The following is a 15,000-nucleotide window of genomic DNA, read 5'->3' as shown; positions in this document are numbered from 1 at the left end:
GGTCAGCGCCTCCCGCCGGTGTGCACCATCGGGCCGACGTGGGGGGCGGGCAGGGTCGGCGCCACGGATACGGGTGCCTGCGGCAGCGCGGCCGCCGTGAGCGGGTTCATCGGGCGGTAGGTGTCGAGCTCCTGCATACGGCCGTTGAGGCTGCCGACGACCCGCTGCTCGGCGGTCTCGTAGTTCTGCGCCATCAGCTTCAGGCCGTCCGCGATCCGGTGCAGCGCGGCCGGGAGGCCCTTGAGGCCCTTCAGCGTGCCGGCGCTGTACGCGAGGTAGCCCTTCTCGCCCTCGGCGAACTGGTGCCCGGCGTGGTCGTTGCCCCAGGGGTGGGTGGCGTTCATGCTGGTCAAGTAGCTGTCCAGGGCAAGGTACGCCGCGGAGACCCGGTCCGTGGCGGCGAGCATCGGGGAGACCGCCGCCTGGTACTGCTCGGGGGTGACCTCGAAACCCGTCCCGGCGTTGGCCTTCGCAGCGGCGGCGGCAGCAGCAGCAGCAGCGGACGCCGCCGAAGCTGCCGGAGCCGCCGAGCCGGCCGCGAGGGTAGCCGTCCCCATCGCCGCCGAACCGGCCCCGAGAGTAGCCGTCCCCATCGCCGCCGAACCGGCAACCATGGTCGCCATCCCATCACCCGGCGCACCATGCGAAAGGGTCCCCACACCCGCCCGACTCACGACCTCCGTCGCCATCCCACCGTCCGGCGAACCGGTCGCCCTCGTCGCCGTCTCAAGCCCCTTCGCAGGAACCGGCGTTGGTGTCCGCACCTCGCCTGGTCCATGCACCTTCGTACGAAACAGATCTTCCATGACGCCTTCTCCCCGCCTTGTGCCGCCTGCCGGTCGGGCGACCGGCGAGCGGATATTGCTGCGCGCGGCGGCCGACGGGCCGACAGCACGCGTTACACGTTCTCCCCGCGGCCGGTCACGGCCGGGGACTCTCCTCCGGCACGGACGGCCTCGGGGCTGCCTTGGCGGGAGCGGGCTTGTCGAGCTCCCCCGCGGCCGCCAGCTTCGCCAGGGCAGCGCGCAGCTGAGGGCTCGGCACCTGATAGCCCCCCTCCTCCCGGAGCTGCGCGGGCTTCCCGCCGGTGTCCGCTCCGTTCGGGGCCCCCGCTCCGATGCCCGAGGCGCCCTGGCCGGGCGCGCCCTGGCGGCGCGCGGCCGCCGCGCCGGTCTGCTCCAGGTACGCGGCCTCTGCGGACGGGCGGCCCTCCGTCTGCCCGACGCCAGCACCGGCACCCGCACCCGCACCGCCCACGCCGGTCACCGTCCCCGTCCCCGTCTGGCCCCCGTTCCCGGCCTTGGGCCCCAGCACCACGCTGGTCAGCTGGGTGAGGAGATCGCCCGCGGGTGCCGGTGGGCGCTCCTCCCCCGCAGCCGCGGCCTGCGGGGCACCCGCCCGGCGCTGTTCGACCGTCACGGTCCGGGCATCGTCCAGCCAGCGCTGGCGCGCCCGCTGCGTCTGCCCGTCGCCGAGCTGGGCCTCGGTGGCCTGGCCGTGCACCCCGGAGTCGGCGAGTGCTTCGTCCTGCTCCGGCGCCTGCTCGACGACGAGGCCTGCCCTGCGCCTGCCGCGTGATCCCTTCTTGCCCCCGCCATGGCCCATGCCGTGCATGCCGCCCATGCCGGGCCCCCGCCCGGCGGCGCTCGCTCCTGCGGCAGCGCCCGCCCTCGTGCCGGTACCGGCCGTACCGGAGGCCGGCGTCTGCCGTGTCATGCCGGGTGCGGCCTGCCCGACCGTTCCCGCCCGGCCCGCCGCCCCTGCGGCCCCCGCCGCCGTAACGGACTGCGTACCGAGGCCCGCGCCTGCGAAGGAGGGCATGGACCCCGCCCGCGCCCGGCCCGCCGACCCGCCCCCCGCACCGAGCGCACCGGCCGCACCGGCCGCACCGAGCGATCCCGAGGACGAGCCCGCCGCAGCAGCCGGGTCGCCGACACCGCCGGAGGACGGCCCGCCCTGCGCGCCGGTACCCGCGTCGGCGCCGGTGAAGCCCGCCAGGTTCAGGCCGGGCGGGGCGCCGGCCCCCGGACGGCAGGCGGCAGCCCCCGGCACCTCCGCCGAGGCGAACTCGGACCGCAGTGTGCCGGGGCCGCCCAGCCCGGCGAGCACCGGCCGGGCCGCGACGGCCGAGGCCCCGCCCGCGGCGCCGTCAGCCGGGCTGTCCACGCCGGCGGCAGCCGTCGCCGAGTAGGCCGTGCCCACCCCGCCGAGCAGGCAGACCTTGCCGGCACCCGTCATACGCTCGACCTGGCCCGCGCTCTGACGGAGCATCGAGTCGACGTCGGCGCCGACCTGTCCGGCGAACTCCTTGCACGAGTCGGCGGTCTTCCGGACGCCCTCGGACTGGGCCGCGACCTCGGGCAGGGCGCCGGGCAGGCCGGCGTCCAGGTACTCCTTGGTGGACCTGAGCTGCTGCACCATCGCCGTCTTCGCCTGGGTGACGGTGTCCGACGCGCCGCGCAGGCACCGGGCCATGGTCAGTCCGGTCTCCAGCGTGGTGACGGCGTGGGCGTTGTCGTGGCCGGCGTACTTCTCCAGGTACTGCTGGAAGGTGTCGGCGGCCGCCCCGGACATGTGGGCCATCGCCTGCTGCGCGCTCGCCACGATGCTCCGCACCCGGGGGTCGGCCGCGGTGTTCCACGCCTCCCAGGCCGTGGCGAGTTCGGCGAGTCGGCCCTCGTCGGCGTTCGGGAAGGCGATGCCCGACCCGTTGGGGCTGCTCTGGACGGTCTTGAGCACCTCGGCCAGGTCGGCAGGCAGCTCGATCATGACTGGTCACTTTCTGGGGCGAACCGGGACGTCCGGTCGTGGAGGTACAAGCAGGCACAAGGCAGGCAGGCACACAGCTACCGGCCGGTGCAGGCAGGCGCAGGCCTTGCCGGTCGGCGACCGGACCGGGCTAGACCGCCGGATTCCCCCGCACCGGCGGCGCGGGCCTCGCGAGCGGCAGGGCCTGAACACCTGGCGTCTGAACACCTGGCGTCTGAACACCTGGGGCCTGCCCGCCGGCCGCCTGCCCGCCGGCCTCGCCGAGGATGCCCAGCAGCTCGGCGGCATGGCCGTCGTCGGCCTCGCGGTAGTGGCGGCACATCAGTAGCAGGTTGTCCGCCATCGCGGCGGAGTTCTGGAGGTACCGGCGGATGCCCTCGACGGCCTGCTTCTGGTGCTCGACCAGGCCGCCGACCCCGGACCCGCCGCCCAGCAGGGCCGCACCCACCGACTCGGTGCCGTACTCGGCCCGGGAGACCCCCTGCACCGCGGCCTCCACCTCGGCGGTGTGCGGTTCGAGTTCCGCGACCAGGCTCCGGATCTTCCTCGCGGCCGCCTCGACCTCCTGGAGGTCGATCCTGAACTCCCCGCTGCTCATCTGACTCACGCTCACCAACCTGGCTGGACCGTCGTCCCCGCTGACGCTGGTGGCTGACGATCCCTCATGCTGGTAATGGATCCATAAGCAGGCTGTAAGTGTCGCGCCGGCCGAAGCATGGTCACAACCGAGCGGGCCCCGCCCCGGCGCGACCCTACCCAGCCCCTGCCCCGCACACAACGGAGCGGCTGCGGCATGGGCGGACAGGGCTACAGCGCCCGCGTCATCGTCCGGTGTGCGGGATGCCCGCGTCGGGGTACTCGGGGCCCTCGGCGCTGTAGCCGAGCCGCTCGTAGAAGCCCAGCGCCTGGACCTGGGCGTGCAGCTCCAGCTCCGTCGCGCCCCGCTCCCGTCCGGCCTGCTCGATGGCGGGCACGGGGGCGGGGTGCGCCGCCGCGGGCCGGCGACCACCCCCGGGAGCGGCCACTAACCGGCACCCAACGCCCTGCGACCTGCAACAGCAGCCGGAGCTCGCGCCACCACCCGGCGCCGGCACCCGACCGGGACGGCGGCGGGCCCACGGCGGCGGCCGGGAGCAGCAGGCCCTCGCCGCCGCCACAGCGGGCACCCGCGGCCCGCAAGCTCCGCCGAGCCGGTGTGCCCGCCACCGTCCGGTGCGGCTGGTGCCGGCGCACCCTGGCCCGACGACGACACTCCGGTAGACCCCGGTCCGTGCATCTCCCGGATCTGGCCCACCGCCCACTGCCCGGCCAACTCCCTCACCACCTGCGACTGCGAGCACTGCACCGTCCACGGCCCCCTGCCCGGCCACACCACCCACCCCCGCACCCGGACCGGATGAACCCGAACCCGAGCAGCCGACCAACAGGACCGCACCGGTGATGGGAAGGAGCCCGGACGGGCTTTGACGGCCAACAGGAGCAGCAGGCGGGTGTGCGGTCGTGGATGGCGGGGGTGATGCGGTCGGGGGTGTTGGCGATGTGGGTCGGCTCGTGCCAGGACAGGTCGATGTGGGCCGACGGTTCGGCTCGACGTGAGTGTGCGCTGGTGATCCCCGGTCAGCGGCGGCCGGTGGCCAGGATGACGAGGAACTGGCCGCCGCCCGCCTCGATGTCGGCGGTCACCTGCAGCCCCGGTACCAGTCGGGAGAACCGGTCCACCAGCCAGTCCGCCGCCTCCTGGGCGTCCTGCCTGGTCGGACAACGGCCCACCATCTCGCGGCCCCCTTGCGTTCCAGCCTGGCGGCAACGGTGATCAGCGGCGCGGGTTCGACCACGTACAGGCGGTCCGGCCAGGCGATGACCACCTTGACCGCGCCCTTGCGGGAGTTGCACCCGCGGTGCGCGAGCCGCTCGGCGACCTTGGCCTTCCGGTCGGCGGTCCGGCTGTCGACGCTGGGCCCCCGCGGGTCGTTCACCGACTTGTCGGGGTCGACCGGCTCGTCACACACCCAGCATCGCCAGCTGTCGCGCTCGGCCACATCATCTAGGGACTGTTCTGAATTCAGATCATGGTGTGGGCTTCAGGCTGCGGAGCCAAATGATGGAGCCGCGCAGGTGGAGACCTGCTTCGAAGCTGGCGGGCGTCTTGTCGTAGCGGGTGGCGAGGCCCCGCCAGTCCTTGATCTTGTTGATGGCTCGTTCGACGGTGTTGCGATCGCGGTACAGATCGGCGTCGTGGCTGACGGGCCGTCCGCCGCCTCGGCCTCTCTTCTTGCGGTTGGCGGCCTGGTCGTCCTTCTCCGGGATGACTGCCTTGATCTGGCGTCGGCGCAGGTAGGCCCGGGTGGTGCGAGCGGAGTAGGCCTTATCGGCGGCCACCGCGTCGGGGCGCGTTCGGGGCCGGCCGATCGGGCCGCGTACCTTGATCTTGTCCATGACGGCGGTGAACCGCGGGTTGTCCGCGCTCTGGCCCGGGGTGAGTACGAGGGACAGTGGGCGGCAGCGCCGCTCGGCAGCCAGGTGGGTCTTCGTGGTCAGCCCGCCGCGCGATCGCCCCAGCGCGGCCGCCTTGAGCCGGGCCCGGTGGCGTCGGCGTAGTTGGCGCTTCGCCTCCCGCCGGGATTCCTCCGCCTCGTCGGTGTCGTCGCCCCGGCCCGCTATCGCTCCGGTTCGTCCCTTCGCAACAGCCCCTTTTCCTCCGCGACGGCTTTCTCCAGCTCCTCCAGCAACTCGGCGTCCACGACCATCCCGGCGGCGTGATGGTGCGCACGAGAGACGGTGGAGTCCACGCTGACCAGTGACAAGTCGACCTGGCCGCGCGCGGCGGCCTCGGCGATCATCCCCTCCATCAGCGTCTGGAAGACTCCCGTGCGCGCCCAGGTGCCGAACTGGCCGTAGATCGTCGACCAGTTGCCGTACCGCTCGGGGACATCCCGCCAGGGACTGCCCACCCGGAACCGCCACATGATCGCGTCGAACTGCCGCCGCAGGTCCGGGATCGGCCCCGTCGCCGCCATCGGCAGGAACGGCTCAACCAGCTCCCACTCACTGTCCGTCAGATCGCCGCGCGTCATGGACTCGTTCTACCAGCCACCACACCACCGAGGAGCACGAACCGGCGCAATCATGATCTGAATTCAGAACAGTCCCTAGGAGACTCACCCGAGCAAAGTAGCCTGCCCGGCCGCCACCCTGCGCACCAGGGCCTCGGCAACCAGGACCGGCAGCCGGAGCAGCGGAGCGAGGGCGGTCGCCACCCCGGCGGCCAGGAGCAGCCGGAGCTCAACACCCCGGGTTCGTGATCACTGTCAGAGCGGCTTGATGGCCGTGATCCACGCCTTGTTGGCGGCGACGACCCCTGCGGTGCCGCCGCTCCACTGCCGGGCGGGGGCCCCGTTGTCGGTACGCCAGTCGGCGATCTCCAGCAGTGACGCCGAGTTGAGGTTGGACAGCCCGAGCTCCTTGCGAGGCCCGATCTGGCCCACGTACAGCCAGCCCTGGTTCCAGCCCTCGGTGCACTCCCACTGGCGGGCGGGTGCGCCGTCGTCCCTGCGCCAGTCGGCGATCTCCAGGCACTTCTTGGAGTTCCGGTTGACCAGCATCGTGATGCCGTGTGCCTGCTTGAAATCCCAGAGCTGGTGGGCGCCGCCGGTGCACTCCCACTGCCGGGCGGGGGCCCCGTTGTCGGTACGCCAGTCGGCGATCTCCAGGCACTTCCCGGAGTTCGCGTTGACGACGGTGGTGGACGACGGCCCGGTGAAGCCGCCGCCCGCCGCGGAGGCCGGGGTGACCGGCAGCACGGCGAGGAGCGCGACGGCGGTGCCGGCGACGGCCGCGGCGGTGCGCGGACGGTCGAGCGGTGTACGGCTGGTCATCGGAGTCCGATCCCTTGAACGAGTCGTGAGCGCAGGACGAGCTGGGATCGCCCGGGTGTGGATCGCCCCGGTCCCGTGTCGGCCGGGCGTCGAGACCACGCTCGATCAGCCCGCCCCCTGTTGCCCCGGCCACCTGCCGGGCTGCCGACACCGGCGCATCATAGGGCAGCCGACCGACAGTCGATCAAGTCCATTGTCGCGCCTGCTCCTGCTCCTGCTTCGGGGCCGGGGCCGCACAGGGGGGCCGACGGGCCCGGGGGCACGCGGGCCCCGAGCCCGGGCCGGGTTCAGTGATTCCCAATCGGGTTTTTCAAGGGAATGCGTGACGGTGCGTGAGTGTGTCACCCGCTGCGAGAGCGCTCCGGGGTGCGGCTCGACGGTGAACGTGCGGTGGTCCGTATGAGGGCCCAGAGAACGTCGAGGCGGCGCCGGGCCAAGGCGAGGACGGACCAGGGCGGAGATGCGGAGCCTGACGCAGGTCTTCACGATGCGGTGGGCGCGGGCCGCGGTCAGGTTGTGGGTGCGTCCCGGCAGGGCCCGTGAGATCCACCCGAGCTTTCCCTCGTCAGCGTCTGCCGCACCCGCGACGGCGCACCGCCCAGCGCCCGCACGGTGCAGAACCTCGTCCTCGAATCGCACCACGCCGACGCTGGTCTGGGGGCCCGACAGTCGGCCAGGGGCGCAGCACACGGCCGTCCCAGCCTAAGGATGCGCCTGGCGGCAGTGGCACCGGGCCCGAGCCGTGAGATGAAGGCATGGGTCGGGTTGCGGGGCGGAGAGGGCAGGATTCGAACCTGCGCGGGCTCCCGAGGGGACCCTGCTCGGCCATCACTGGCCAGGCACCCGATGAACCGCTCCGGGCACCTCTCCCAACACCGGGGAGCCGTGGTTCCAGCTCCCTGACGCGCTCTCAGCATGCCCCGCCGCGCTGACCAGCCGCTGACACCCCACTGATCCCGGGCCCACAGCGGGCAGCACGTCCCACAGGAGCGGCCGGGCGGACGGGGGCCGGCAGGGTGAGGAGCGGCGGCGAACCATGGCGCGCCTTCGAGCAGCGGCGGGCACGGGCCCTGGGTCAGATACTTCTCTGCAGCCGGTGGGACGGCCGGAGCGGGCACGCGGGGCGCAGCCGGAGCGCCCCGCGGGGATCTGCAACCCAGTTCCCCGGCGGCGAACAGTTCCCGGCTCGGCCCAACGCCCTCACGGCCAACGTCCGGCTACTCCCAGGGGTCGTTCCCCGATGCCCAGGCCGCCGCCTCGTCCGTGTTGTGCAGGAAGCGCGGGTCCGCCATGTCCTGGAGCGAGTCGTCACTGATCGGCCACTTCGGCCACTCGTTGCGCAGCAGCTTGAGCAGGAACTCGGCCATCCCACAGCGATACACCGACCACTCAAGATTCCCACGTGAGTACACCGCGACCCGCCATCGGTCTGGGTCCGGATCAGTCGTGATCCAGCAGAGGGTGTCGGCTGCGGCTGTCCATCCCCAGATGAGCAGTTCCTCGAGTCGGTGCTGCCCCTCATCCGCGGGACCCCACCGGTTCACCGCCTCATCCGCGAGCGCTTCCTCGGAGAGCCGCGAAACCGTGTTCCCATGCTGCTCGTCCGAGGTGACGGCGGGGATTTGGATGCCGACCATCTGCTCGATCGAGCCGCTGCCGAATTTGGCGACAAAAGCCCGATAGTCGGCGGGGAAGGAACTCCCGTAGACCTGCTCCACCGCACTCCAGTCGACCGTGTCCCCACAGGTCGGCCCGATGCACGACAGCAGTTCTCCGATGCCCGCCATGGCGGCGGCTGCGGCGGACTGATTGCCACTCACTCTAACGAGTAGCCGCACGATAGTGACGCGATCTTGATCGTGCGGGAGCCCCGCGACTTGAGCGCTGGTTTGTGGCGGTGCTGGCCTGGCAGGATCGGCTCGTGATGAAAACCTCGGTGACTATGCGCGAGCTTGTTGTCGGTGACTGCCACGCTGTACATGCCTTCGCCAGCCTGCCGGAGGCTTGCCGCTACCAGGCGTGGGGGCCGAACACCGAGGAACAGACGCGGGACTTCGTCCAAAGCGCGGTGGATGCCCGGTTGCAGTCCCCGCGGGCGAGATTCGTGTATGCGGCCTGCCTCGACGGTGAACTCGTCGGTATCGGCGAGTTGAAGGTTCGTAGCCTGGCCCACCGTCAGGGCGAGATCTCCTATCTCGTCCATCCTCGGGTGTGGGGTCGAGGCGTGGGCACAGCCATCGGCGGGGAACTACTCGGCACAGGGTTTGGGCTGATAGGACTGCACCGGATCTATGCGACCTGCGATCCTCGCAACGTCGCATCGGCCCGGGTGCTGGGCAAGCTCGGCATGACCCACGAGGGCCGGCACCGGCACACCGCGCGGATCCGGGACGGCTGGCGTGACTCCGACGTCTTCAGCATCCTCGGCCAGGAATGGGCGCACCGGCCCGGGCCTGAATGATCGGGGTATCGGTGGCCAGGCTCCGGCAGCGGCCCTGGTGCCGGAGGGCGAAGAGCCGCGCGGGATCATCTGGCGTGTGAAGTCAAGCTGGGCCCGCGCGGCCTGTTCTGATTCTGCCCTGTGCGGGATCTCGAAGGAACACCTGGGTGCGCTGATCACCGAGTTGGCCGGGCCGTGGACCGCCGCCCGAGACTCCGAGCTTGCCAAACGGCGTGGCCATGGTCGACTGCGGGCGGCCGGGGCCGGGCTGGATCACCAGTTGGTCTTCGTGGACCGGGTCCTGGTGACCTTGGTGGTGCTGCGCTGGGCGCTGTCGCACAGGGTGCTCGCGGTGCTGTTCGGAGTCTCGCCCTCCACGATCGACCGGGCGGTCGGAGAGATGCGCCCGCTGCTGGCCGCTCGCGGCTTCGCGGTGCCGGATCGGCCCGGGATCAGGCTCAGGACCCTCGCGGACGTGTTCGCCTATGCCCAGGCCGAGGGGATCACGCTGCGGATCGACGGTACCGAGGTGCAGGTACGCCGCCCGAAGGCGGGGCGGCTGGGCCGTAAGGCGTTCGTGTCGGGCAAGAAGAGGCAGAACACCGAGAAGGCCACGATGATCAGCGACGAGCAGGGGCGGGAGCTGTGGCTCGGGGCGATCCGCCCGGGCCGTATGCACGATGCCACCGCAGTACGCACCGAGGGCATCGAGGAGCAGCTGCGGCTGCACCCGAAGGTGAAGGCCGAAGTCGACTCCGGCTATGCCGGCCTGGCCCGCGACTTCCCCGGCCAGGTCAGCGCCCCGCCGAAGAAACCAGCGGCGGACGCCGGGCCGTCCGAGCGCAACTTCTACGACCACACGCGCCGCCGCCAATCCCAACGGCGGATCATGGTCGAGCACGCCAACGCAGAGATCAAGCAGTGGCGGTCGCTGCAACGCTGGACCGGCGAGCGCGACGACCTGCCTGAGGTCATCGCCGCAATCGGCGCCCTGGTCTCCGACCGCAGCGCCAAGCGCCCGACCCGCAGAAGGCCGAGCACGGAACTCGACCTCGTCCGCGCGACGGCCTGCTGATCCACCCCGAGCCGAACCGCCAGGCCAGCACGTCCCAAGCCCTATCGTGCGGCTACTCGTAAGGCTCCCATTGTGTCGGGGCATCCTTGCCCGGCGCACTGTCGGCCGCACCGGCGGGGGCTTCGGGGGCCGCGAGCTCGGTTGGACGGCGCCCCTCGCGGCGACCGGGGGCGGCCTGACGGATTTCAAGCTCCCGCCGCGCGCCGCAGACGTTTTCACCTGCGCCGACCAGCACCAGCCCTATCACGATCTACAACTGCCGCGTCGGCGCCACCGTCCAGCCATGCGCGCTCATCAGGCCCGGGCTACCCCGGCCAACGCACATCATTCACCGCTGACGACCTTGGGGGGTGTGGCGACGGCCTGTCTGAAGGTCGCCATGCTGAAGGTGCGTCTTCACAGCGAGACCGAAATCGCGCGTGTGGCGCAGCAGGCGCTGAACGACCGGGTGCGGCTGCTGCATCCGGGGTCGACCTTGGAGGAGAGCTTCCTCGGTCACCGCATCAAGGTGTCAGGTCCCCGGACCGGCAGGGGCATCAGCCGGGGTCAGGCGGCCGGGGCACCCGCCGCGGCTGTGGCCAGCCGGGCCAGGGTGGTGCGGATGCCTGCGCGGTTGACCTCGATCCGGCGCGCGGGGCCGGTGCCGGCGAAGACCAGGCCCAGCAGTTCGGCGGCGCGGGCGCCGCGGCCGGTGCGCAGGTCCTGCCAGGACTCGGTGACCCGGGTGCCGGCGCCCTCGGGCTCGAAGCGGTACCGCCAGCGCGCGATCGGCAGGCCGAGCACGTCCACGTCGAAGGTGAACTCGGCGCCCGGCGCGGCCACCGTCACCCGGCCCGTGGTGAACCACACGAACAGGCCCCGCCGGTTGAACCCGACGAACCGGGTGCCGGGCCGGGCGGCCGGGCCGGCCAGCCAGACCCGGCGGCACTCCGGGCTCCACCGCCCCATCGCCCGCAGGTCCGCCACCAGCCGGTAGAGCGTCTGGGGAGCGGCGTCGACCAGGATGGACTCCTCGATCTCGAACTGACGCGGCATCGGCTTCTTCCTGACGAAGGGGTGCCCGGCGGACCCGTCCGGGCTCGGGTGCCGTCAGCCGCGGGCGGCGACGAACAGGCTCTGCGAGGCGCGGCCGATCGGGCCCCGCTCGTCGTGGAGCCCGGCCTCCGCCGTGCCGATCCCGTCCGGGGCGACGGCGGTCCGGGCGTCGATGCAGACCCAGTCGCCGACAGGATGGCGGTGCAGGTTCACCGTCAGGTCCGGGTTGACGAACAGGTGCGAGGTGAAGTCGAGTTCGTTGCTGACCCCGTTGATGGAATCCGCCGCCACCAGCACCCGCTCCAGCGGGTCGGTCTTCTCCCCGGCCACCAGAGGAACCCGCATCCGCAGCCAGCAGGCGGCCGGCCCCCGCTCCAGGAAGGATCCGGCCGCGAACCGGAACTCCATGGCGGTGTGGTAGCCCTGCTCCCAGGGCACCGCGAAGAACGGCTGCGGCCGGGAGCGGCCGGGCGGCGCCACCACGGGCTCCGGCGCGACCCCGGGCACCGAGCCGGGCGCCGTACGGATGCTCAGCGCGGTCGCCCGCATGACCTCCGTACCGCCGTCCACCGCCAGCGAGACCCCCACCAGCTCCACGCTGCGCCCCGCCCGCAGGACCCGGGTGGCCACCGTCAGCGGCCGCAGCGGCACCGGCCGCAGGATCTCGAAGGTCATCCGGGCCACCCGCAGGTCCTCCCGGGCGCCCGGGCGCAGCAGCACCGCCCGGCCCAGCAGGGCGGCGGGCGGCCCGGCGTGCTGGCTGTCCACGTCCCACGGCCCCCGGGCGTACCCGGTGGGGGCGAACCGCTCCTGCGAGAGCTGCTCGAAGAACGCCTCGGCCCCGCTGCCGGTCCCGGTCATCGCCTGTCTCCCGTCGGTCGCCAGCAGCAGGCTACTGGCTGGTAGTCGCCGCTGTCCCGGGTTCCGGCCACCCGCCCCGCCTCGGAAGTCCTCGGCACTCCCTGCGACGATGACGGCCCCGACCTGGAAGGACGCACGTGAAAGACGCCGGCGAAACCGCCCCGACGGACGATCGACGGGACCCGGCAGTAGCAGCCGGTGGCGCGGCGGAGCCGGCCGTCTCCGCCCGTCCCCCGCGGTTCTCCCGCCTCCTGGCCGGCGCCGCAGTCGCCGCGACCGTAGTGGCTGCCGTGACGGCGGTGGCCGTCTCGGGCCTGGCCGGGCAGCCCACCGCCACACCGGCCGTCACTCGATCGCCCACCTCGGCACCCGCCGATTCGCCCACGCCCTCCGCGTCCCCCACACCCTCGCCGACACCGGCACCCTCCGACTCCCCGTCACCATCGCTCATTCCCGCCCCCACCGCAGCGAAGACCGACACACCGTCGCCCACCACCACCCGCAGCCGTCCCGCGCCCACACACGCGGCGAACACCCCAGGGCCGCGGCCGACCAGCAACGACCCTGCCCCCGGCTGCAACTGCACCATCGTCCACCCGGACCCCGGACCCCAACCCACCTGCGGAACACCGAGCAACCCCTGCCACGCCACCCCACTCCCGAACACCCCAATCCCCACTCCGCACTGAACACCCGCACGCCCATCGCAGCGCGACACGGGAAGCAGGCCCCGCGACCCGCGGCCGCGGGGACAGGGCGGCGGCCTGCGGTCCGGGCGGGAGAGGCGCACGGCGCAGCACGGGCGGGCGGGATGCTCGCGGACCTGGACGTGGCCGACGGGATGCGCGTGCTGGACGTCGGGACGGGCGCCGGCTGGAACGCCGGCCTGCCGGCCTGGCGGCTCGGCGGCGAGCGGGTGGTGACCGTCGAGGTGGATCCGCGCCTCGCCGCGGCCGCCCAGGAGCGCCTCGCGGCCCGGGGCCTGCACCCGCACTGCGTGGCCGGGGACGGCGCGGCCGGGTACCCGGACCGGGCGCCGTACGACCGGATCGTCGTGACGTTCTCCGTGACGGACGTTCCGGCCGCGTGGGTGGCGCAGACCGCGCCGGGTGGGCTGATCGTCGTGCCGTGGGGGCACCGAGTTCGGCGGCGAGGCCGTCGCCCGCCTCACCGTCGCCCCGGGCGGTGTCGCGCAGGGCCGCTTCACCCGGTCCTCCGCGTTCATGCGCATGCGCTCCCAGCGTGGCGTGCGGCCGCCGTTCGACGCCTATCTGAAGGGCCGGCCGTGGCCGGCCGACGGCCGCCGTTCCACCACGGCGCTGTCGCCGGCGCTCACCGGCGGCTGGGTCGAGCAGTTCGCGATCGGCCTGCGGGTCCCCCACGTGTTCTGGCGCAGCGAGCGGTACGAGGACGGCACCTACACGCTGTGGCTCTACGACTCCACCGACACCCGGTCCTGGGCGAGCGCCGACTGGGAGCCGGACCGCAGCACGTACGAGGTCGTGCAGGCCGGCCCGCGGTCGCTGTGGGGCGAGGTCGAGGCCGCCTGGCGCTGGTGGGACGCCCAGGGCCGGCCCGGCTTCACCCGGTTCGGCCTCACCGTCGACGCCGCCGGCCAGCACGCGTGGCTCGACAGCCCCGACCACCCCGTGGGCGCGCGGTGCTCCGGCGGGGGGCGGCTCGCGGTGTGAGGCGGTGCCGATCGAGAAGGTCCGTCCCGTCCCGGCCGCGGCAGGTGACACGGCGGCCGAGCCGGCGGCGGTGCGGATGGTGCGTGCGGGTCCTGCCCGGGCCGGGGCGCGCAGGGCGGACCGGTCCGGACGGGTGCGGTACTGGAGAGGATGGGCTCTCCCGCGAAATCATGTGACGGACGATCGGACACGTGTGCTCTAATGCGCTGTCACGCCGTCCACGCACCACCTGCGAGTGCGACCTCAGAACCGGGAGCAGTACCGGCCGATGAACGCTGTATGCCCCCGATGCGCCGAGTGCGACCAGACCGTGAGCGTGCCGCACGCCTTGACCGACACCGGCCACCCGCTCGCGGCACCGGAGCACGGCCTGCTCCTGCCGCCACCGCCACCGGCGCCGGCGGCGGTCGAGCGCGCCAAGCCCGCCATCGCGCTCTACGCCGCGGCGGCCGTGATCACCGTCCTCGGGCTGAAGAACATGGCCGACAGCCTCCCCGACCTGCGGGACGCCAACGCGTCCTACCGCATGGGCTACCTCCTCGGCCCGCTGATCCTCACCGTGCCCTTGGCGCTGGCCGGGCTGGTCGTGCAGCTGGCGACGAAACGGCGGCGGGTCAAGGTGGCCGAGGACGCGGCCCGGAGGCGGCGCGCGGTCTGGGAACGGTGCCACCGGGTCTGGCAGGCGGCCTGGTTGTGCCGACGGTGCCGGATGGCGTTCTTCCCGAAGGGGGCGATCCGCCCGGACTTCCCCGCCTCTCCGGCCATAGCGGTGGCGCAGCTTCCGATGTGGGTGACGACGACAGCCGAGCGTGAGTTCAGCGTGCCGGAGCCTGCCGAGCGTAAGTTCGCCGTGTCGGAGCCTGCCGGTCCGCGCTGAACCCCGGACCGGCCGGGGATCCGCCCGGCGCCGGCGGGGGCGATCGGGCGGAGCCTGCGCAGGAGGCCGTGCCGCGACGTACCGGGTCGGCGTGCACGGCCCGGCGCGGTGGGACGGAGGGCAGGATTCGAACCTGCGCGGGCCCCAGGGGGACCTGCTCGGCCATCACGGGCCAGGCGCCCGGTGAACCGCTCCGGGCACCTCTCCCAGTGCCGGGAGCCGCGCTCGCGCTCCCTGACGTGCCTTCGCGGTCCGAAGCGATGGGGCGTTCGTCGACCGGTGGACGGGCGATCGATGAACTCGCTTGGTTGCTGCTCCCGTTGGTACCGGTGAGGGCCCGCCGGGCGGGCGCCGGACGGGCTGCGGCCCGGGTGCCC

At 72.9% G+C, this 15,000-nt stretch carries 12 protein-coding genes, 2 tRNA genes and 4 pseudogenes; 5 read left to right on the top strand and 13 right to left on the bottom strand.

The features are described 5' to 3' along the window. Positions 1-2: 2 nt before the first annotated feature. The 10 genes and pseudogenes from OG871_RS38730 to OG871_RS38685 form a co-directional block, all read right to left on the bottom strand. Positions 3-623 carry a hypothetical protein gene (locus tag OG871_RS38730; protein ID WP_371493542.1) on the bottom strand — a complete coding sequence of 207 codons (621 nt, stop codon included), beginning with the start codon at positions 621-623 and terminating at the stop codon, positions 3-5. A 298-nt stretch (positions 624-921) separates the two neighbouring features. Beyond that, the gene (locus OG871_RS38725; RefSeq protein ID WP_371493543.1) at positions 922-2,769 is read right to left on the bottom strand and encodes a hypothetical protein; all 1,848 of its coding nucleotides are present in this window, start codon (positions 2,767-2,769) and stop codon (positions 922-924) included. A 130-nt stretch (positions 2,770-2,899) separates the two neighbouring features. Beyond that, on the bottom strand, positions 2,900-3,367 hold the full coding sequence (locus OG871_RS38720) for a hypothetical protein (protein WP_371493544.1): 468 nt from the start codon (positions 3,365-3,367) through the stop codon (positions 2,900-2,902). 223 nt (positions 3,368-3,590) lie between these two features. After that, complete coding sequence (locus OG871_RS38715) at positions 3,591-3,743, bottom strand: GNAT family N-acetyltransferase (RefSeq protein ID WP_371493546.1); 153 nt, start codon at positions 3,741-3,743, stop codon at positions 3,591-3,593. Positions 3,744-4,386: 643 nt separating this feature from the next. Continuing rightward, positions 4,387-4,808, bottom strand: a pseudogene (locus tag OG871_RS38710) (hypothetical protein). Positions 4,809-4,836: 28 nt separating this feature from the next. Then, positions 4,837-5,843 (bottom strand): annotated as a pseudogene (locus OG871_RS38705) (IS5 family transposase). Positions 5,844-6,077: 234 nt separating this feature from the next. Continuing rightward, positions 6,078-6,644, bottom strand: coding sequence for an RICIN domain-containing protein (locus tag OG871_RS38700; protein WP_371493548.1), 567 nt, complete (start codon positions 6,642-6,644; stop codon positions 6,078-6,080). Positions 6,645-7,094: 450 nt separating this feature from the next. Beyond that, positions 7,095-7,205, bottom strand: a pseudogene (locus OG871_RS38695) (IS5/IS1182 family transposase); the annotation flags it as partial. Positions 7,206-7,417: 212 nt separating this feature from the next. After that, positions 7,418-7,514 (bottom strand) — tRNA-His (locus tag OG871_RS38690). A 347-nt stretch (positions 7,515-7,861) separates the two neighbouring features. Continuing rightward, positions 7,862-8,464 carry a hypothetical protein gene (locus tag OG871_RS38685; RefSeq protein WP_371493549.1) on the bottom strand — a complete coding sequence of 201 codons (603 nt, stop codon included), beginning with the start codon at positions 8,462-8,464 and terminating at the stop codon, positions 7,862-7,864. Positions 8,465-8,535: 71 nt separating this feature from the next. Here OG871_RS38685 and OG871_RS38680 point away from each other — a divergent pair, with 71 nt between their 5' ends. Together OG871_RS38680 and OG871_RS38675 are read left to right on the top strand one after the other, a co-directional pair. Then, entirely contained in the window at positions 8,536-9,105 is a 570-nt protein-coding gene (locus OG871_RS38680; protein ID WP_371493551.1) for a GNAT family N-acetyltransferase, read from the top strand. Between the two features lie 76 nt (positions 9,106-9,181). Then, the gene (locus tag OG871_RS38675; RefSeq protein ID WP_371493552.1) at positions 9,182-10,159 is read left to right on the top strand and encodes a transposase family protein; all 978 of its coding nucleotides are present in this window, start codon (positions 9,182-9,184) and stop codon (positions 10,157-10,159) included. A gap of 546 nt (positions 10,160-10,705) precedes the next feature. On the opposite strand, the gene OG871_RS38670 is transcribed toward OG871_RS38675, so the two are convergent. After that, positions 10,706-11,194 carry an SRPBCC family protein gene (locus OG871_RS38670; RefSeq protein WP_371493553.1) on the bottom strand — a complete coding sequence of 163 codons (489 nt, stop codon included), beginning with the start codon at positions 11,192-11,194 and terminating at the stop codon, positions 10,706-10,708. 54 nt (positions 11,195-11,248) lie between these two features. Beyond that, positions 11,249-12,055, bottom strand: coding sequence for a thioesterase family protein (locus OG871_RS38665; RefSeq protein ID WP_371493554.1), 807 nt, complete (start codon positions 12,053-12,055; stop codon positions 11,249-11,251). A gap of 109 nt (positions 12,056-12,164) precedes the next feature. On the opposite strand from OG871_RS38665, the pseudogene OG871_RS38660 reads away from it, so the two are divergent. The 3 genes and pseudogenes from OG871_RS38660 to OG871_RS38650 all read left to right on the top strand — a co-directional run. Further along, positions 12,165-13,133: pseudogene (locus tag OG871_RS38660) on the top strand (protein-L-isoaspartate O-methyltransferase); the annotation flags it as partial. 151 nt (positions 13,134-13,284) lie between these two features. Then, on the top strand, positions 13,285-13,746 hold the full coding sequence (locus OG871_RS38655; RefSeq protein WP_371493555.1) for a hypothetical protein: 462 nt from the start codon (positions 13,285-13,287) through the stop codon (positions 13,744-13,746). 316 nt (positions 13,747-14,062) lie between these two features. After that, the gene (locus OG871_RS38650; protein ID WP_371493556.1) at positions 14,063-14,623 is read left to right on the top strand and encodes a hypothetical protein; all 561 of its coding nucleotides are present in this window, start codon (positions 14,063-14,065) and stop codon (positions 14,621-14,623) included. Between the two features lie 114 nt (positions 14,624-14,737). On the opposite strand, the gene OG871_RS38645 is transcribed toward OG871_RS38650, so the two are convergent. Next, positions 14,738-14,830 (bottom strand) — tRNA-Ala (locus OG871_RS38645). Between the last annotated feature and the right edge of the window lie 170 nt (positions 14,831-15,000).

The organism is Kitasatospora sp. NBC_00374 (assembly GCF_041434935.1).
GTDB lineage: Bacteria > Actinomycetota > Actinomycetes > Streptomycetales > Streptomycetaceae > Kitasatospora.
Note: the sequence above shows the minus strand (reverse complement) of the source record. Positions and strands in the feature narration are given on the sequence as shown.